Source organism: Prochlorococcus sp. MIT 1341 (assembly GCF_034092415.1).
Lineage (GTDB): Bacteria > Cyanobacteriota > Cyanobacteriia > PCC-6307 > Cyanobiaceae > AG-363-P08.
Window position 1 is genome coordinate 690,458 of record NZ_CP139304.1, and the last position, 19,086, is coordinate 709,543.

Annotated in this window: 17 protein-coding genes and 1 tRNA gene; 6 read left to right on the top strand and 12 right to left on the bottom strand. The window is 36.7% G+C overall.

The genetic code is table 11. The annotated features are described in order from the left end of the window. The first annotated feature begins 54 nt into the window (after positions 1-54). Complete coding sequence (locus SOI84_RS03540; RefSeq protein WP_320675034.1) at positions 55-1,128, top strand: hypothetical protein; 1,074 nt, start codon at positions 55-57, stop codon at positions 1,126-1,128. A gap of 196 nt (positions 1,129-1,324) precedes the next feature. Here the strand turns inward: SOI84_RS03540 and SOI84_RS03545 are convergent. Further along, a tRNA-Ser gene (locus SOI84_RS03545) sits at positions 1,325-1,410 on the bottom strand. Positions 1,411-1,596: 186 nt separating this feature from the next. Next, complete coding sequence (locus SOI84_RS03550; protein WP_320675035.1) at positions 1,597-2,616, bottom strand: extracellular solute-binding protein; 1,020 nt, start codon at positions 2,614-2,616, stop codon at positions 1,597-1,599. Positions 2,617-2,766: 150 nt separating this feature from the next. On the opposite strand from SOI84_RS03550, the gene SOI84_RS03555 reads away from it, so the two are divergent. Continuing rightward, positions 2,767-3,432: a Fe2+-dependent dioxygenase gene (locus SOI84_RS03555; RefSeq protein WP_320675036.1), complete on the top strand. Its 666-nt coding sequence runs from the start codon at positions 2,767-2,769 to the stop codon at positions 3,430-3,432. Between the two features lie 103 nt (positions 3,433-3,535). Continuing rightward, positions 3,536-3,775, top strand: a complete 240-nt coding sequence (locus tag SOI84_RS03560; RefSeq protein WP_320675037.1) for a hypothetical protein — start codon at positions 3,536-3,538, stop codon at positions 3,773-3,775. A gap of 73 nt (positions 3,776-3,848) precedes the next feature. On the opposite strand, the gene SOI84_RS03565 is transcribed toward SOI84_RS03560, so the two are convergent. The 5 genes from SOI84_RS03565 to SOI84_RS03585 form a co-directional block, all read right to left on the bottom strand. Beyond that, the gene (locus SOI84_RS03565; protein ID WP_320675038.1) at positions 3,849-5,507 is read right to left on the bottom strand and encodes an iron uptake porin; all 1,659 of its coding nucleotides are present in this window, start codon (positions 5,505-5,507) and stop codon (positions 3,849-3,851) included. Positions 5,508-5,695: 188 nt separating this feature from the next. Beyond that, positions 5,696-6,559 (bottom strand): glycine--tRNA ligase subunit alpha, encoded by an 864-nt coding sequence (gene glyQ / locus SOI84_RS03570; RefSeq protein WP_320675039.1) that lies wholly within the window; start codon positions 6,557-6,559, stop codon positions 5,696-5,698. Positions 6,560-7,102: 543 nt separating this feature from the next. Further along, positions 7,103-8,215: a non-hydrolyzing UDP-N-acetylglucosamine 2-epimerase gene (gene wecB / locus SOI84_RS03575; protein ID WP_320675040.1), complete on the bottom strand. Its 1,113-nt coding sequence runs from the start codon at positions 8,213-8,215 to the stop codon at positions 7,103-7,105. Positions 8,216-8,633: 418 nt separating this feature from the next. Further along, positions 8,634-9,728 carry a glycosyltransferase family 4 protein gene (locus SOI84_RS03580; protein ID WP_320675041.1) on the bottom strand — a complete coding sequence of 365 codons (1,095 nt, stop codon included), beginning with the start codon at positions 9,726-9,728 and terminating at the stop codon, positions 8,634-8,636. 44 nt (positions 9,729-9,772) lie between these two features. After that, positions 9,773-10,918: a glycosyltransferase gene (locus SOI84_RS03585; protein ID WP_320675042.1), complete on the bottom strand. Its 1,146-nt coding sequence runs from the start codon at positions 10,916-10,918 to the stop codon at positions 9,773-9,775. Positions 10,919-11,339: 421 nt separating this feature from the next. Between SOI84_RS03585 and SOI84_RS03590 the strand changes: the two genes are divergently transcribed. Continuing rightward, a complete protein-coding gene (locus tag SOI84_RS03590; protein WP_320675044.1) occupies positions 11,340-12,047 on the top strand; it encodes a DUF4956 domain-containing protein in 708 nt (235 codons plus the stop codon). Positions 12,048-12,168: 121 nt separating this feature from the next. After that, complete coding sequence (locus tag SOI84_RS03595; RefSeq protein ID WP_320675045.1) at positions 12,169-12,831, top strand: VTC domain-containing protein; 663 nt, start codon at positions 12,169-12,171, stop codon at positions 12,829-12,831. A gap of 45 nt (positions 12,832-12,876) precedes the next feature. Here SOI84_RS03595 and SOI84_RS03600 read toward each other — a convergent pair whose 3' ends face one another. From SOI84_RS03600 to hisF, 5 genes are all read right to left on the bottom strand, one after another. Next, positions 12,877-15,498 carry a CotH kinase family protein gene (locus SOI84_RS03600; protein ID WP_320675046.1) on the bottom strand — a complete coding sequence of 874 codons (2,622 nt, stop codon included), beginning with the start codon at positions 15,496-15,498 and terminating at the stop codon, positions 12,877-12,879. A gap of 487 nt (positions 15,499-15,985) precedes the next feature. Continuing rightward, on the bottom strand, positions 15,986-16,168 hold the full coding sequence (locus SOI84_RS03605) for a Nif11 family protein (protein WP_320675047.1): 183 nt from the start codon (positions 16,166-16,168) through the stop codon (positions 15,986-15,988). Between the two features lie 566 nt (positions 16,169-16,734). Beyond that, entirely contained in the window at positions 16,735-17,085 is a 351-nt protein-coding gene (locus SOI84_RS03610) for a hypothetical protein (protein WP_320675048.1), read from the bottom strand. Between the two features lie 73 nt (positions 17,086-17,158). Then, positions 17,159-17,860 (bottom strand): bifunctional demethylmenaquinone methyltransferase/2-methoxy-6-polyprenyl-1,4-benzoquinol methylase UbiE, encoded by a 702-nt coding sequence (ubiE, locus tag SOI84_RS03615; RefSeq protein WP_320675049.1) that lies wholly within the window; start codon positions 17,858-17,860, stop codon positions 17,159-17,161. Between the two features lie 162 nt (positions 17,861-18,022). Then, positions 18,023-18,799, bottom strand: a complete 777-nt coding sequence (hisF, locus tag SOI84_RS03620) for an imidazole glycerol phosphate synthase subunit HisF (protein ID WP_320675050.1) — start codon at positions 18,797-18,799, stop codon at positions 18,023-18,025. Positions 18,800-18,854: 55 nt separating this feature from the next. Here hisF and SOI84_RS03625 point away from each other — a divergent pair, with 55 nt between their 5' ends. Continuing rightward, on the top strand, positions 18,855-19,076 hold the full coding sequence (locus tag SOI84_RS03625; RefSeq protein WP_320675344.1) for a DUF2862 domain-containing protein: 222 nt from the start codon (positions 18,855-18,857) through the stop codon (positions 19,074-19,076). The last annotated feature ends 10 nt before the right edge of the window (positions 19,077-19,086 follow it).

Consider the following 19,086-nt stretch of genomic DNA (forward strand, 5'->3'; position numbering starts at 1 on the left):
TCTTTCAATTCAGAATTAAGTTCTATACAATTAACAGTTGATGGAATAAAGTGCGTGAACATATCATTGATACAGAGCAAGTCAAAAGATCTTTTAATTCACAGCCATAGTCTTCCACAAATCCAAACTAGTCACCAGCCAAATGAAATAATTCAATCTGAATTATCGCTCTTACATAAAGTGGACCCTTATTATTGTGGGGATCAGAAATATGCCTTTCAACTATATCCACATTTAACAAAATCACTAGGAATTGGTCTAGTTTGCCAATTAGCCTCATTATCTGAAATTGTAGGAATGCAGGTTCCAGGGAAGCACTCCTTATATAAGAGTTTAAAGATTCAATTTGGGAAGTTAAATTCTATTTACTCAATCAATGTTGTGCATTCTGACCAAAGACTTAGATTAATAAGACTATCAGTCAATTATCCATCAATTGATGCAACCATTGAGGCGTATTTCCGACCATTGCCTGTTTTCATAAGTTCATGCAATGAACTTGCTCGTAAATATAGTCATAAAGACTATCGTGAAATAAGAGCTTTTATTGTTGGAGGGTCTAGGGGATTAGGAGCGGCTGTAGCTAAACTAATTGCATTAGGGGGCGGATCAAGTTTAATCACCTTCAACTCTGGTAAAAAGGATGCAAAACAAATTCAGGCAGATATAAATACATACGGGGCGACATGCAAGATAATGCAATTAGATGTATTGAAGAATAGTATTAACAGTCTAGATCTCTCACCTTTCAATCAAGTTTATTATTTTGCTTCTCCAAAGATTCGAGACAACAGGGCAACTACCTTTAATGAGTCACTATATTCTAAATATAGTGACTATTACATTCAAAGATTTGAGAAATTAGCAAATATGGCAATTCAACAAAGAATAAAAACTTTTTTTTACCCATCAAGTATTTTCATTGATCAAAAGCCTTTAAATTACAAGGAGTATATTAAAGCCAAGAATTTTGGGGAGAATATATGTAAGAAGCTAAATACTGTTAGTAACACTAAATTTATTTATCCGCGTTTGCCTATGATAAATACGGATCAAAATCTTTCTATTCTTCCTTTAGATTTGCAAGATTCTTGCTCCATAATGAGCAACTATATAGAAGCAATCTAATTCGCACATCAGAATTTGCTATTTTTTAGCAGTCCCAATATTATTTGAGATTTCGAAAATAGAAATTTTGGATCTATTCCTCATATAAATATTTTTGAAAGGCACTTAGTATCACTATCTTGTGCTAATTAGTTAAAATATTCTTGAGACCACTACTACGTGTCATCTTATCGCTCTTAATGGAACCTCGTAAGAACGGAGAGGGTGGGATTCGAACCCACGGACGGGATTAGCGTCAAACGATTTCGAGTCGTTCGCTTTCGACCACTCAGCCACCTCTCCAAGATAGCAAGATCCTATTTTCCCATATAGGTAGATGGAGGATTTCTACTATTTCTTTTAATAAGTTATGATTATAGATATTTATTGACTTATCTAAATAGATTAAATAGCTCCTTAAGGTATTATTTGTTAATCAGAGTTTTAAATTGACATTGAGAATACTTGTAAATATCAACTGAGAATTAGTTATTTCCACCCAGCAACACTCATTAAGCGAATTGCTTTGGAATTAGCTTCTCCTAACTGGTTAATAGTGACTGAGTCTGGTGTAAACTTTCCAAATTTTCTAAGTTCAGCAGATGTATTAAATCCTTTTAGTGGATGCTCATAAGTAGGTCCTGCCATTCCTTTACTTCCATCTGGAGAAGCAAGATATTCTAATAATTGAATTGCCTCCTTTGTATTTTTGGAATACTTGGCTAAACCACCTGCACTCACGTTGACATGAGCAGGGTTAGGAATAATTACATCTAGCTTTCTAGCCAATAACTTATCTTTTGTTCCATTAACTCCTGCCAGCATTCTAGCAACATAATAATGATTTACTATTCCTATTCCACACTTGCCTTGAGCAACAGCTCTAGCCAAAGAAATATCGCCTGCAAAATATGGTTGATCTACATTAGCAACTAATCCTCTGAGCCATCTTTTTGTATTACGCTCACCATTTAATACAATTTGATCTGCAACTAACGATTGATTGTAAACATTATTACGCTTCCTTAGACAGATTTTGCCCTTAAATTCAGGATTCCCTAGGTCTGAATATGTACTTATCCTATTGCTATCAATAATATTTGGGTTCGAAATTATTACTCTTACCCGACGAGTTAATGCATACCATCTTCCTTTAGGGTCGCGATACTGTTTAGGGACATCTCTATCCAGCTTTGCTGATCTATACCTCTGCAAAAGTCCTTGCTTAGCAGCATTACTAATTCTCGCAGCATCAACTAAAAGTATAAGATCTGCTTTTGAGTTTTCTCCTTCTCTTTTGAGCCTCTCAATCAAGGAAATTCCTGTTGCTTCAATTAGTCTGACCCTAATTCCAGTCTCCTCTGAAAACTTCTTATAAATTTGTCGGTCAGTATTGTAATGACGTCCTGAATAAACCCTAACCTCCTGCTTCCCTGCGTGAACAGGTGAGAACAAGGTAGGTGCCAAGAAAACCCCGGCACATAGAGAAGCGTTGATTAGAGCTTTCATAAATGTCTTGCTAAATATATATTTATAAGGACATTACTAGTTTATTTACCAAGATTGCAGCCAATCAGTAAAAATATTACCATTAAGTGTAACATTTTTACTATGCCATTATTTTAGCTCCTCATCTGAACTTTTAAACCCAATCAAACTATGGAAGTGCTTACTCATCACTTATTCAATGCTGACGAGATTAACAAGATGTTAATTAATATAGCTGAAGAGGAGAGTTCCTGGGTTGATGGCAAAAGCACTGCCGGTAGCCATGCTGCAATAAGCAAAAACAATAGGCAACTATTAAGAGAATCAAGAACATCACAAGAGCAAAGTGAGATAGTTCTTAAAAAGATGTACTCAGATATGTTAATTAAAAGTTTTTCAATTCCCAAACATATCCATGGCCTAATGTTTACAAGAGCCACGCTTAATCAAGGGTATGGAACTCATCTGGACAATGCCTTTATGAGTTCTGGAAGAAGCGATCTTTCCTTCACAATCTTCTTAAATAGTCCTAATGATTATGAAGGGGGAGAGCTTTGCATTCAAACTATTCAAAATTCAGAAAAAATAAAGCTTGAGCCAGGACACATTGTTATATATCCCAGTACACAATTGCATTCTGTTGAGCAAGTTACATCTGGAGAAAGGTTTGCATGTGTGGGATGGATAGAAAGCTATGTCAGCTGTAATGAGGATAGAAATCTTTTGTTTGGACTAGATGCAGGAGCAAGGGGATTACTTTCAACACATGGAAGATCTGCAGAGCTAGATCTTGTTTTTCAAGCCTACACAAATTTGCTAAGGAGATTTGGAGGATAGTCAGGTTTCATTTGATACTAGATAATGAATTATTCTTTACCTTTCCTATCATTCCTGCAAAGCAACAATATATATTAATAACAAAAGTACAGTGCTTTCACAAATGAATAAAAAAACACCCGTTGCAATCTTTATGGCTTCATGTGCCCTTTTAACTGCTAATGCCATGAACCCTAATTTAGTTAAGTCAGGGCAGAATGATATGGGAGGGCTAAAAGAATGGACCACCGACCAGGAAATTGAGGCAGAGAGTACTCCTGACGAGGATGCTAAAAAAAATGCTAAAAAAGCAAAGAAATCAAATATCTGTATACCAATTGGGGAAGGAGAAAACTGTTGGTAGTAATAAATTACCTCTAAAAAAAAGGCGCTCAAACGAGCGCCTTTTTTTTAGAGCCTTGATGAAGGCGACGTACTTAGAACTTGAATTGAGTCTTGACGATTGCGCCAACGAGATCAAAGTTGTCAGTATCATCACCACCAACTACATCACCTCTGGTGCCATAAGTGTTCTTACCTGTTGCCCCACCAAATGGGTTATCTAGATAGAACACAGCTGGCGTAACAGTGATGTTGTCAGATACCTTGATGTCGTAATAGAGCTCCATTGCAAGGTTGGAGTCATCATCAGAGCGATAGGTGTTACCTCCATCATCTGTAAGAGTTCCTTTGTATTCGGTGATGTGATTAAGAGCACCAAATGCAAAGCCAAGTTTGTTTCCATCAACAAACGCATCTTTCCAGTTCATGCCGACAAACCATCCTTGAGATTCTTCTCTTGTACCAGCTGCTGCTGAACTTGGAAGGTTGTATTTAGTGATGTCATAGCCAACACTAAATGAAGGGATCAGTCCTGATTCTGAAGGCTGCCAAAAGGCCCGGAAGGCATAACTGTCAGCAGTTGACTCACAGTTTGAAGCTCCTGCAGCGCTTTGATCGCAATCGTAAACGCCTGCATCGCCATCATGAGTTCCGAAACCAGTCGTAGCTTCTTGACCTTTAAGTGCATATGCAACAGAAACTTGCCACTGAGGGTTTCCATAGCTGACCTTACTTAGCCAAATTGAGTCAGATTCCTTTGTGAACATGCCGCCAGAGGATGGATCACTCCCCTTACCAGATTCAGCTGTGTAACCGGTGCTTGCAGAGAAACGGGCCTGCATAGGATCGTCAACCTGCTGGTTCCAAGAAACACCAAAACCTGCTCCTGTGCTGGCGCCATAGGTTCCATAGTTACCGCCAAGCTTGAACGCCTTAAGAATTGGCTTGTACACCGAAGGTGCACTATCAAGCATGTAATAGTTCTCGATCTTTGGTCCTACATAGAAAGTAAACTGTTCCGCATAAGGGAACTGATACCAAATCTTGTCGACCTTAAGGGTGTCCTCATTTGAATTAGCCCACTCAAGGTAAGCCTGAGGAACATAAGCTGTGGTTTTTCCGCCAAAAGCTGATGTTGAGTAATTACCTGTCTTCAACCTTGTATAAAGAAGGTCTTCGCCTGTAAAGCTTGTGTTCAAATCCATCTGAAAGATGTAGTTGAAGCTAGTGCCATCATCGCGTGAAGCAAGATCGCCTTTCTGACCGTCTATTTGGTATGCAGTACTACCAAGAGACATTATGGCCTTGCCTTTAAGCTTGGTAGTGGTTGAAAACTGACCTGCAGCCATGTCGCCAACGCGAGCTTCGATGCCATCAACTCTGCCCTTAAGAACAGCAAGCTCAGGACCGAATTCTGAAAGAAGACGCTTGACGTCATCACTAACTTCAGTGACGCGATCAAGACATGCATTCAATAATGCAGCTGCCTCGTAACGAGTGATTGAACGGTTACCACCGAAAGTTCCACCGGGGTATCCGGCTACACAGCCGTAACGCTCGGTCAAACTTGAAAGAGCTTGGTATGCCCAATCGGTTGGATAAACGTCAGAAAATTGAGAGACGCTGGTGACCTGCTCGCCGGCTGCTGAATAATCAGACACACCGTCAATGTTGAGGTCTGCGGCTTGTGCAGCCATTGGTGCCATAAGGCCCAATGCAGCAGGAGCCACCAGCAATTGCTGGAAGAGTTTCATTTAGTTCCTCACACGGAAATACCCATAAAATGGGTAAACGAAATTTATCTAAATTTCTGGAGTGGCAAGATAAATAAGGATCTTTTGCGTGTAACAGAAGATACTAAGTGGATAAAAATTCATTACTTATTGCATGACTTGTTTTTAGTCTTCAGCGAATAATAGGGTGTAAGTGACAGAGATTAATTTTATTTAAGAGGGAAACCTAATGCTTCTCTTTCTTTCAACCAAGAGTCTGCAACCCTTCTAGCAAGTGCCCGTATTTTAGCAATCGTTGCGGTTCTTTCAGTAACAGATATCACACCTCTTGAATCCAAAAGATTAAACGTATGTGAACACTTAAGGACAAAATCTAATGCTGGTGATGGTAACCCTTTTTCTATTAACTCGGAGGCCTCTTTCTCATATAATTCAAATAATTGAAAATGTCTTTCAGGGTTAAGTCCATTAAAGTTAAACTCACATTGCCCCTTCTCGAAAGGAAGCCAAATATCTCCATAAGTCTTAATTTTATTCCACTTTAAAGACCAAATACTCTCAACTTCCTGCAAATACATGGCCAATCTTTCCAGTCCATATGTGATTTCTATGGATACAGGGCGGCAGTCCAATCCACCACATTGTTGAAAATAAGTGAATTGAGTAACTTCCATACCATCAAGCCAAACCTCCCAACCAACACCCCAGGCTCCTAAAGTTGGAGACTCCCAATTGTCTTCTACGAATCTAATATCATGATCTGCAAGGCAGATACCAAGTGATTGTAGAGATTCCAGATAAATTTCCTGAATTAAATCCAAAGAAGGTTTTATAAGTACTTGATATTGAAAGTAATGCTGGGATCTATTTGGATTATCTCCAAAGCGACCATCAGCAGGTCTCCGACATGGCTCAGGGTATGCAACCGACCATGGTTCCGGCCCTAACGCACGAAGAAACGTGTGCGGACTCATGGTTCCCGCTCCCTTTTCTGTGTCATAGGGCTGCAAAATCAAGCACCCTTGCTCTGCCCAAAAATGATTTAGAGCTGAAATAATGTCCTGAAAATACACTATTCACCCCTCACAAGAATTCTTGGCAATTGACGCTTGTGGTTAACTAGATTTTTCAAACCTTTACTGCTAGTCAGCATGTTCCAAGACACTACGCGAAACATAAGTATGCAAGATTAAACTACTTTAAATATTCAAATAGAGATATTTTTCTTGGTTAGATGCAGATATTCAAGCAAGATCCAACAAACAAAAGGCCGGAATAGGTATAAACCACCAATCATGTCGCTCTAGGAAGGGCTTTTGGGCGGCAAAATACTTCTTCAGTGGCACAATTCTGAAGTGGTCCTTTTAGAGCACGATTTACTGCATACTAATTCCACCATAACATTAGTATTGTTTAATACCTGAGCGCAAATAAATACACCACTAAAAAGAGAACCATACCCAGCTTCATCTGTAATTTGATCATCAATAGAGAATCAGAGTTATCTATACAAACAAGATGCTTTAGTTGGGTTCAGGCTAACAAAAATTAGGTCACTATTCTTTATTAAGCATATTCATGAAGCCATATCATATCTACATTTACTGATAGCCGCCTCATAAAGCCAAGAGCTCAAGAGTTCTTCGAAGAATTCGTCCACTTGCTTTACCATCCCCAAATGGATTATGGACACTTGCCATAGTTTTGTAAGCTTCTTTATCCTCTAACAATCGAATTGCTTCTGATGAAATCTTCTGTGGATCTGTTCCAACAAGAATTGCCGTTCCTGCTTCAAGAGCCTCCCTACGCTCAGTAGTGTTTCGCAAAACAAGAACTGGCTTTCCAAACGCAGGAGCCTCTTCCTGCAGCCCACCAGAATCAGTCAGCAACAAACAACTCCTTTTCATGACTGCAACTAATTCTCCGTAATCCAAAGGATTAGTAAGAACAATTCGTGGATTGCCCCCCAAATATTTCTTTAAAGCCTTTCTCACAACAGGGTTTCTATGCATTGGGAGGATTATTACGGCTTCAGGATATGAATCAAGAAGAAGGTTTAAACCTTTTGCAATTTCCATTAAAGGTTGTCCCCAATTTTCTCTCCTATGAACTGTTACCAAAATCACACGCTTTGCATCCCAATCAATCAAAGGTAGATGCGGAAGGACAGCTTTATCTTCTATTGAATGAATAGCATCAACGACCGTATTTCCAGTGACTAAAATCTCCCCAATCACACCAGAAACTTTCAAGTTAGCTGCAGCAAGTTTAGTAGGCGCGAAATTCAAAGTTGCAATCTGGGAAATAAGCCTTCTATTAGCTTCCTCAGGAAAAGGTTCCAGCAGATTTTCAGTACGGAGGCCTGCTTCAATATGCCCAACAGGGATCTTTTCATAAAAAGCAGCAAGAGCAGAAGCCAACGCAGTAGTAGTGTCGCCTTGAACCAAAACTAATTTTGAGGGATGAGATTGGAACTCAGTTCTTAACCCTTGCAAAACGGAACATGTGACATGAGTAAGAGATTGAGTAGGAAGCATCAGGCCAAGATCTTGATCCGCTTCTATCTCAAACAAATCCATTACCGGATAAACCATCTCTTTGTGTTGACCAGTTAAAACGACACGGGTATTAATGGAACTACAGCTTCTGAAAGCCTTTATTACAGGGGCAAGTTTAATGGCTTCCGGACGTGTACCCAGAACTATTGAGACAATAGGTAAGTTAGGCATACATTTTTCCTTCTTTAAAGATCCTAGACGGGAAGACTTACTAAAAAACATCAAGGTATTTAGCTCTTCATAAAATCTCCATTCGCAAGTTAAACTTTACCAAATATAAAGGGTAAAGGTGAGGTTTCAACCAATTAATCATACAAAAAAAGATGTATGTGGGCTAGAGAATAAGATTATAAAACAAAATACATTCCGATCCTCCAATAAATAAAATCTAATATGATTAGGAGAAGGTTTAATTTAAGTAATTGGTTTACTTAATAGGAAAGCAAAACACCAGTATACTGAATAAATAATAGTCAAAAGAATACCTCAATAAAACACCATTTTTAGCTTAATAGTGCGAGGCTAAGAAGTCACTAAGTGTAAGAGATAGCTATAGGGAAAAGAAAATAAGCACAATTCAGCGAAGCCACTATAGTTCAAGTGCTCCATTGAGTAATTGGAGTGTTTCTTGAGCCATACGTATTGAAGAGTAGTGCGAAAGATCACTTTCTGGATATTGCTTTGGTGTAAAAGAAGTGATTCTTCGAGCCCATGATGAAGGGTTATAGTCATCCATTCTTATATCAACAAATTTACTGGGTACTTCTAAGCTTGAATGGGCAATTGTATACAAACCCAAGGCTTTTGCTTCTAGCAAAGCCAAAGAAAATGACTCTTTAGTAGAGGTATGTACCATTATGTCCTGACGTGAAATTGTTTCCAACATTTTTGTTCTATTTAGTTTTCCAGTAAAGGTGACGGGTAAATGATGGGCCCTAGAAAAAGTTACCAAATAATCTCTTAAAGGTCCGTCACCGACAATAACTAGTTGAAATAAAGGATCTTTTATTACCAATAATTTCAGTATTTCAAGAAGAAAGGGTAAATTTTTTCTTGGTTCAAGAGATCCACAAAAACAAAGAGAGTGAAAGTCATTGGGTATACTTTTCAATGTTTTATAAGATTGTACTTCCTTCAAATCAATTCCTAGTTCAACTACATTTAAGGCTTTTATTAATCTTGGACTAAAGTGTGAATTCCTTAAATAGTAACTATATTGACTTGAAACAGTTACTAATGGATGGCGTAAAGTATTGATTTTTTCGTATTCAGCATTTAATAATTTATTGACGGAATCCCGATTCAAGTCGTGGCTTTGCAAATTATCAGTCCAGAGAGCATGTAAAACAGTTATTGCATTCAACTGATTTTTTGGTGCTATGTATATATCCTCATAAATATCAATAAAAGAGGGTTTTCGTAAAAAAATATTATAAAGTAATCTTATGGCATTTCCCTTTACTATAAATCCGTAACCAGGGCTTATAAAATTAAAAAGTCGAAGCAAGCAGTGTGGTAAGTACTTGATTAAGATTGGCAAATCATCGAGTTTATACAAAGCAACATGATAATCAAGTTCTTTCAACGCATTGGCTAACAATTGAGCATGGGTATATGCACCTCCCCCCATGTGTAGAAATCCACCATAGAATATATTTATTAACTTATTATTTGTAGCGACCATTTTGTTACTTAAAAAGCATAAAACAATTGGATTTAAGCGGGTAATCAGATGATTTCATTAGAGATTCCGGAATTAGGATTTATAAACTCATATTTTAATAATTTACCATATACGTCAAGAACATTCCGCTTGGTAAAAGCTGTTATGCCTTCTCTTAAAAGCTTCTGAGGCAAGGGAGTACTTAAAGCAAATAAAAGTTTATCAGTCATAGCGGACACATTATCCACAGGGCAAAGGTAACCATATTTCTCATTTTTCAAAACCTCTGATGGTCCTGTTGGGCAATTTGTTGCAACTGGAGTACACCCACAGAGCATTGCTTCAATAAGAACGTTTGGCATGCCCTCTACTCTTGAAGAAAGAACAAAAATATCAGACTTAGAAAAGTAGGAATATGGGTTATATGTATAACCAGGGAAATCAACATATTCGCTTATACCTAGTTCACTGGCAAGATCCAAAAGACGAGCTTTTTGTGAGCCATTTCCTAATATAATTAGTCTAGAAGGCGTAACTTTCACGACAGCTGAAAAAGATTGAACTAAAGTATCAAAACCTTTCCAAGGTTCAAGCATGCCTGCTGCTATAAATACAGGTTTACTTTTATTGGATAGCCATGGGTGGTCTACAGGTTCTGATGCTGACTTAAGAGAATCATGAGTGGCGATAATATTATAAACACAGACGTGTCTGGATGAAGGAAATATCTGTTTATATTGACTTACCATATCTTCAGAGACACAAGTAAAAAGGTCTGCTCTAAACGAAACCAGCTGTACAAGAATTTTCAATACCCAGCGTTTAGTGAAAAAATCATCTGAAAAAGTATCGTATGGCGTAACACGACTTGAGCAAACAATCTTAGCTTTCGTATTAGATAAAATTGCCGCTGCTAAAACAACAGTATTAAGATGATCTTCTGCGGTAAATACAACATCGGTCTGGTAACTTAAAAAATATTTTAATATTGGAAAAAACATCGCTATAACACGTGACTTATTTAAAATAATACGCCTAATAGATGGGATTTTTTGTAACGTAAAAGATTGATTGTTATTCCCTATCATTAAAGTTACATTATGACCTTCCTCGGCCAAAGCCTTTGACAATCTTGATTGAGCTAGGGGAACTCCCGAAAGGCCATATGTCGGTGTCACAACAAGGATTTTTAGAGTTTTATAGGCTTTCATGCGATAGTGTAGTTGTCTTATAAATTAGCATGTTAGAAATTCAATTGTCTATACAAAGTAAAATAATGACATGAGCATATACATTTATAAAGTGAACGGGTAATTATGCAAACAAAGCTATTGATTTGACAAGCTGTGTTTAGTGGTCTAGGTTTTAAAAAGAGTAAATACACAGTTAGACTGAAACCTTATAAATATCCTTTGATAACAGATAAAGGCGAATAAAATTAAAAGTAACTCTGGTTTTGCTATCTAGAAAATCAATATTGTTAAAAAGGCTTTGGTTTTAATGAGGGTATACGTAAGATCACGGAGTATCCTTCAAAAAGGCTGTTAAAGTTTGATTGTTAGCAATAAATGGTGGTAGCTTGACTTGACACAATAATCTGTATAATGAATAAAACTGACAAAGAAGGTTAAGGTGTTGATTTTCTTTATAACGAGTCTTCCAGTAGATTCTTTAATCAAATCTTCGGTAAATCTTACATTTCTTGAAGGCCTTTATATCTTAATCTTCTCATTGGCTGGAGGACTATACCTACGTCTATTGTATAAAAGATTTGCACTCACATTCTCATCTAAAGTAAATTTTGGTAATACACTTTGTGTAGTAACTATTGGCGTTGCATCAATGGTTGCAGTTGTTAAGTCATCTCTAGCTTTGTCTCTTGGGTTAGTGGGTGCCTTATCAGTGATTCGCTTTAGAACAGCCATCAAGGAACCGTATAATTTAGGTTTTATACTTTTATCTATCTGCCTAGGTATCTCAATAGGAGCATCGCAATACCTCTTCGGGGTAATGGTTGCAATAGTGGGATCAATTGCAATTGGATATGCCTATTTATCAAGTCAAAGGCAACGAAAAAATAAGCAGTCTAATATTGATGATATTGATACTATTGCTATAACACTACCCGCAGAAGGAACATTAGATGAACTTCATTTATTGCTTTCTCAGAGCAGTAGCTATTACTCTATTATTTCACTTGACCAAGAAAATGGTAAACCAATTGATCTGGTTATTAATATAAAATTTGAGGGTATAGAATCATTATCTAGTCTAAAAGATAATTTCTTTAAAAAATATCCAGACTCTCGTTTTAGTTTTTACAATACTCCAGAGATATAGTGTATAATTGAGACTCTACATAAGTGCCATCCGCTCAATTCGTTAAACTATTTTTTCTACCTAATTAACCTATATGAAATCGATTGATTTGCTGGAAAATAAAAATTATTATAAAAGCCAAATGAGATACGAGAATAAATATGAATTAAGAAGTGGGTACCATAAGTCAATTCCAACTTTTCTAAAATGTAAAAGCTTTACAGAGATATACCCTGAAAGAATTGTAAACAGCTTGTACTATGACGATGAGCAACTAAATCTTTATGCTAACTCTCAAAACGGAATCAGCTCAAGATACAAGATCAGATTAAGGTATTACAATCTTGGGGAAAGTGGCTATATAGTCGAAAAGAAAGTAAAGGAGGAAGATTTGAACTACAAGAAAGTTTTGACCTCAGAAGATAGCCATTTTGCCTCTTTAAAACCAATAACCTCAACTTATATAAATTTAGAAATCCCAAATCTAATAATTCCTTCAACCATAAACATAATATATTCTCCAAAAGTTTTTGTAAGTTATTGTAGAAGATATTTCTTGTCACCAGACAAAGGTCTAAGAATTACAATTGATAGTCGTATAAGTTTCTTTCATGCTAAAAATACTAATAAAGAAATAGAAATAAAAAAGAAGAGAGTGCTAAGTCAAAGTATCTTAGAGCTTAAATATGATGCAACATATACACCTAGCATAAAATTCATTAGCTCCATTACTAGTGAATTTGGTTTAATTCTGAGTAGATCATCTAAATACTGCAGAGGATTGTCAATGCATTACTCCCTCTAAAGGATTATTCTTTCAAGTTAACAACCATTATTGTTAATTTGTTTATTATTCGGGATAAAGATAGTCGAAGGTATTTTTACTATTGGATTCAATCTTTTGGTTATTAATATAGACATTTGAAAACACTTCTGCAAGTATTCTTGCATTTGTATTTTTGAACTTTAAATCAGTTAATCTAGCCGAACTTGGCCCATACTCGGGCTTCTTTTGGTAAACGGCTACTCCTATTTTGGCTGATTGAATAAGTATACCTTCTCCTTCAAGCTTCGATTTATCCTTACTTGCGATGCCAATTAGTGAATTACCAATAGTGATATTTTTTATTAGTGCTTGTGATTTCTCTCCCACACTTAAACCTTTATCTCCCACGGTTAACATCCTAATATTTGAGATGTTTGCTTTTGTACCAGATAAATCTATACCATCATTACCAATATTCTGGAATTCTAGATTATCAACATTACCGGAACTAAAGTCAAAATCAATTGCATCGGAAAAGGTATTATAAAAGCTTGAATTTTTTATATTAAAGTTAGACCGAATAATATTAAGAGCATCCTCAGATGTATTGCTATCAAAAACTACTGAATCAATATTAACATCAGACTCATAAAAAGTAACACTACCAGTAAGTGATATACCCCCAACAAAAAGAGAGCCAAGATCTTGAATAATTAAATTGCTTAAATTAGATATTGAAGGAGCTCTAATAACTGATATTCCCTGACCAGTTCTATCTTCTGATTTGAAGATTATAGGTGATTTTTCCTCTCCAACAAAATGGACAGGGGAGTAACTTATAATTGAAGCAGAATTAATTAAATTTAAAATGGTATCAGGCTCAATGTAAAAAACATAACCTTTGGGGATGATTAGTTTATTATTTATTGTCCATGAACCCTTCTTAACTTTAATTATTTTAGTGTTTTCATTGACATCAATGAACTGTAATTTAAGTAGATTTGACAACGCATTATTATCATGGATGGACATATTAGTTGGGAAAAGTTGGGATTTAAAGGTAAAGTCACTACCAGGAACTCTTAAAAGAAGACTAAAATCACCTAGATTATTAATCTTGTAGCCATCTTTTTTTAATTTTAGGGATAGTTCCTGATAAATGTTTCCACTTCTTACCATGGTTGTACAATTAAGGTCAATACATTTCTTAGGTCTATTACCAATGTAAATAGGCTCATTGTCTATTGGAATGATGTCTCCATCTCTACCCACCAAGGAAGTTATTTCAAGTGGTAGTGTATGAAAATTTGAAACACTTATAGGATAAAGTCCCTCTGCATGATTGTTCTGTGAATAAGAGGAACGTAAACCTCTTCTAGGTCTTATAATAGATCTAATATAATTTTGATTATCAAAAAGGAGATTTTTATGTTCATACTGATAAAAAGGGTTACTTCGTCGTAAGAGGGAAATTTCTTCTAAAGCACTTTTATCTGTATTAGCAAAAAAATTGGTCAGCCAAGAAGAATCAGATACTAACTGTAAAGCTGATCCATATGATTGTATAAAATCATAATCAGAAAACATCAAAGATATGATTTTTGAAGTGCGAAATCCTGTTTTATTAATAGAGTTCTCTAAATAATCATAAGGCATTGAGTTCTCAAGATAAAGAACCTGGTTAATATTTTCTCCTATTAGGCCAATTTTACTTATTTGCCCTACATATTGATTATCAAACGGTATGGGCTCAATGAGTCCTGTAATTGGGTTTAGATAATATCTAATGTTGGTAAAATACAACGCATGCTTGTGGCCTAACAAATCCATAATGGCTACAGATTTAGCCATTAAATCTATATCAAATACTTCTGAAGCCTTAAGTTCTCCACTTAAGTAACCATTTATTAACCATTCAGCTCTTTTTAAAAGTTTACTCATCTTTTCATCAGCAATATATTTATCATATTGGTAGAAGATTAATTCCTCAACTCTTCTCTCATCAGGTCCCTTTCTATTGGAAAGTTTAAATATAGGGCCTTCTCTTCTGTTATTATTTTCTATTAAATATTTATCAAAACTTTCCTCAACTGCATAAACAGGATATCTTTTACCATTAATAACTAATGGAGTAAAGGAATACCTAGACGATATGATCCCAACATACCTAAGAATTTGATGAAAAAACCATTCATTCATCCAAACTCGACGAGAAGGGTGTTGAAGAGAAAACCTTTTCATACCAAATAACGTTTTACCATCTCTAACTTTTAGCTTGAAAGACCAAAATTCATCATCCGCCCAATGCCTTGGCATAGCTCCCTTTAATCTTAATTTGAACCTATATTTCTCATTTTTATATGTGCCTGTGGCATTTACCCAATCAGAATTTGATGAAAAGAGTTCTCCATATTTCAAAGCTTCCTGCCTGTCATTATTTATTTTTAAAATATCCTTATGCTTGATATCTAAAACTAAATCATTTGAAGGGGTTAAAATTGCTTTAACATAATTACCTGGAGCTCTACTTACACGTTGTAACTCCTTAGTAAGATATGTTCTTAAAGACAAGTCCCTACTTCCTTTCAAAATATAATTTGCTGCAAAAGCAATTAGGAAAGTATAACTAACTAACGCAAAGGAAAAAATATATTTTTTCCTCTTAGTCAACTTTTTCCCTAATTGACCCTTTACTACAATCTTCATAAATAGATTTGAAATTAATTTCTTTAAATTAAATCATTTTAATCAGTAGTATCATCATACGATGATTTAATAGATTTTAATTATAAGACTTAATGCTAGGAGTGGTCTTACGCTAGCAGATGGTAGTTGTATGAACCCCCTAGCAAGGGCTGTTAATCCTTTTACTGAAATCATCAAGGAGAACTCGGCAAAATTTATTGTATAGATTATACATATATAAGAGTAAGAGTTACCGGTAATCCCTAGAAAGCTTTCATAAGAAGGATATTAGATTAATTTCCTGAAGGTGAATATCTACATCTTCCCCTAATATTGGCAAAATTTTTATACCATTCAACCTACTTGACTACTTTTTCTCAAACTCTTTATTCGAATAATTCGATCTAACAAGAGATTACTTAAGCGACGCTACTATTTGCCAGTAAATACAATAAATTTCTGCTACATGAAAACTAGAATATTTTTCTCTAAATAAATCAGCTCTTAGCTACTCCTCTCCCCAGCGCCGACCAATCTCAAAACCCCAATCCCTAGCTAGGGAAACAACTTGATCATGAGTATCACATCTTTCCAACAAATCTCTTTTTTCAGGCTCACGTTCAATTAATTCAACAACTAGATTAAGTTGATTAACTTTAAAAATGAAGCGCTCTAGCTCCCTAGCAGACATCAATCCAATTTGACTATCACAAGAATAGCATTATTCCAACCAAGCCTATTACCAAAAAGACATGTTTTCTTTCCTATTATCCCTCTAATTCAATTTTGAGAGCTTACATAGCCCCGCCTCTCAAATGCACTACACCTCATCAGGAATATTACTTGATCAATTCCAACCCTCCTTGTTTACTACTTCGACATAAATGAAAAAGCTCCTGGTCTGAATAAGAACCAAATAACTTCTGCCCTATAAGTGCTCCATAGCGTTAAGGAACTCTTCGCCCTTGATGGTTTTCATTAACGCTAGAAAGCAAGCTAAAAAAACCCTGCTTAGACTCTCACAACAGCTTAGCCAATATCTTAATTGGAACAACTAACGGTTGTTTTTAGCTCGAAAAGGTATGAAGAAATAGACCTTTATGTTATAATAAGTTAATGAACGAGAAAAAACAACACGCAAAGCTTTTGAAACTTCAAGCCAAAGCTGAGCAATGCCTTTCAAGAGAAGACGCCCAGAAGTTGATTAAAAAAGCTGACAAAGCACATTCTAAATTATCTTCATAGAAGCGCCAAGAATTACGTGAGTTTAAGGCATCTATTTAAATGACTAACCTCTTTTGTGAGTTTGCTTTTACCATGTCCTAGCCCCATAATTCCAAGCCAAAATCTACCATTTGAATGAAGAAGCAACACTGGCTTATAAGAACATTTACTGGTAAATCTTTTATTAATTGATTTTTTCAGACATTGAGAAACAATCTTCCCATTGGGGTATTTACATAGTCGAAGAAGAAGATTCTCCACTTGCGACTTAGAAACAAACGCAGGCGACTGTGAATCAGTCACCAAAATCAAACCTTCTAACCACTGCACTTCAAATAGGAGGTCCTCTATCAAAGGCAGAAGAGCTGGTACCGGGAAAGCCACAGAAGACCCTCCTTAAGATTTTGTTCATATTTTACCTTGCCGCTGTGATTCGTTGACGCATGCTGGTTAATTCCTAGGCAGTCAATCGAAGTAAGCCCATCTGACCAAATGCTATAGCCGTATGAGAAGCCTTAGCAAACCCTGCTTTAAGAGCTAAGTGTTCTTGAGTCTTGCCATCAGGAAAATCTTTCAAACTTTCCTCCAAATACGCGTATTGCTCTTTCAGCCCAAAAGCCCCGCTTACTGGAACCACTAATTTTCTTAAATATAACCTTTGAAAAGACTCACCAAATGACCCAGATATTAATGGATTGAAATCAAGAACCCCAGCCCTTGCACCTGGCCTCAAAAGACGTCTTAACTCTGCCAAGCCTCTTGCCGGATCAGAAAGGTTGCGCAATCCATATGCCATTACTCCTCCATCAAAAAAAGAGGAAGGTAATCCTGTATTCAGTGCGTCTGCAAGTTTCCAAGAAATAGAAAGCTCATTCTCCTTTTTAGAGCGCAGCCTTGCGATCTCGAGAGTCTTTAAAGCCGAATCGAGGCCTAGAACCTCCCCTCCAGGAAAGACTTTCCGAGCTAAGGAGAAAGTCATATCACCTGTTCCACAACAAAGGTCCACCCATCTCTGCCCCTTCAAGGGCTCCACCCAAGACAGAAGCTTTCTTTTCCAAAGTCTATGAAGGCCCAAACTAAGTAGGTCATTTAGGAAGTCATAGTTTGCAGCAACATCATTAAAAAGTTGCTCTACAGCTTGTGGATTTCCAGGTTTCACCTAACAAAAGTCCAAAACTAATTATATTAACTAAATAAGATTAAATCATTGCTTAAAAGTAAGATCATTCTTAAGAGGAGAAATAATTCTTATTTTAGCATCAAAGTAATGAAGTATTTTAAGAAATTCAATCATAAAACAAGCCGTTAGTTACTGAAGAAATCATTTACTTTCGAGAGGCCTTATATTTAGGGATCTCATTATTAATTCTGCCTTGATTTGTTCTATAGAAAGTACACCATCATGTAGTAAAGAAGCTAATAGCGCTGCTGATGCTGAACCTTGAGTTAAAACATCAAAGATATCCCCTATAGAGCCTGCACCCCCTGAGGCTATTACTGGTATGGGAACTTGCTCAGAAATAATTCTATTGAGCTCAAGGTCATATCCACTTTGGGTACCATCTCCATCCATAGAAGTCAAAAGAATTTCTCCAGCACCCAAAGCTGCAACTTTCTTAGCCCAGTTGACAACATCTAAACCTGTGCTCTCTCGCCCTCCCTTTACATATACTTCCCAACTTAAAGAATCAGGCTCCCTCCGCCTAGCGTCAATAGCTACAACTATGCATTGCGAACCAAACCGTTCGGCACCTTCTGAAATCAATTCTGGGTTTTTAACAGCTGAAGAGTTAAGGCTAATTTTATCTGCTCCAGCTCTAAGCAATTGTGTTATTCCTTCCAAAGAACTAATCCCTCCACCAACAGTAAAAGGAATAGTTACTGCCTCTGCAGTTCGTCGCACCAGTTCTACAAGTGTTGATCTACCTTCATGACTGGCTGCAATATCAAGAAAAACTAATTCATCAGCTCCTGCAGAGCTATATCGACAAGCCAATTCAACAGGGTCCCCTGCATCACGTAGCCCTACAAAATTCACTCCCTTGACCACACGCCCATTGGCAACATCTAGGCAAGGAATCAAACGAAGAGCGACCATGGATTTAAAGAGCAGCTGTTAAGGTTGCGCCAGTTATATATAAGCCTTGCAGACCATGTCCCAGGCTGCCACTAATTTGCGAGTCGGATCTAAGGTCCGAGTAAATCTTGATAGCGTCAAGGAACGCATCCCAGGAAATCTGGTAGAGCTTCTCAAAAAAGACCCCCGCGGCACTCTTGTCGACTTCAAAATGACTGATGGGATGGGGATCGGCGTTGTTCTTGAATTCAGTGATGGCTCTATCAGCTGGTTCTTTGAAAACGAAATCACTAACTAACGAGGTTAAA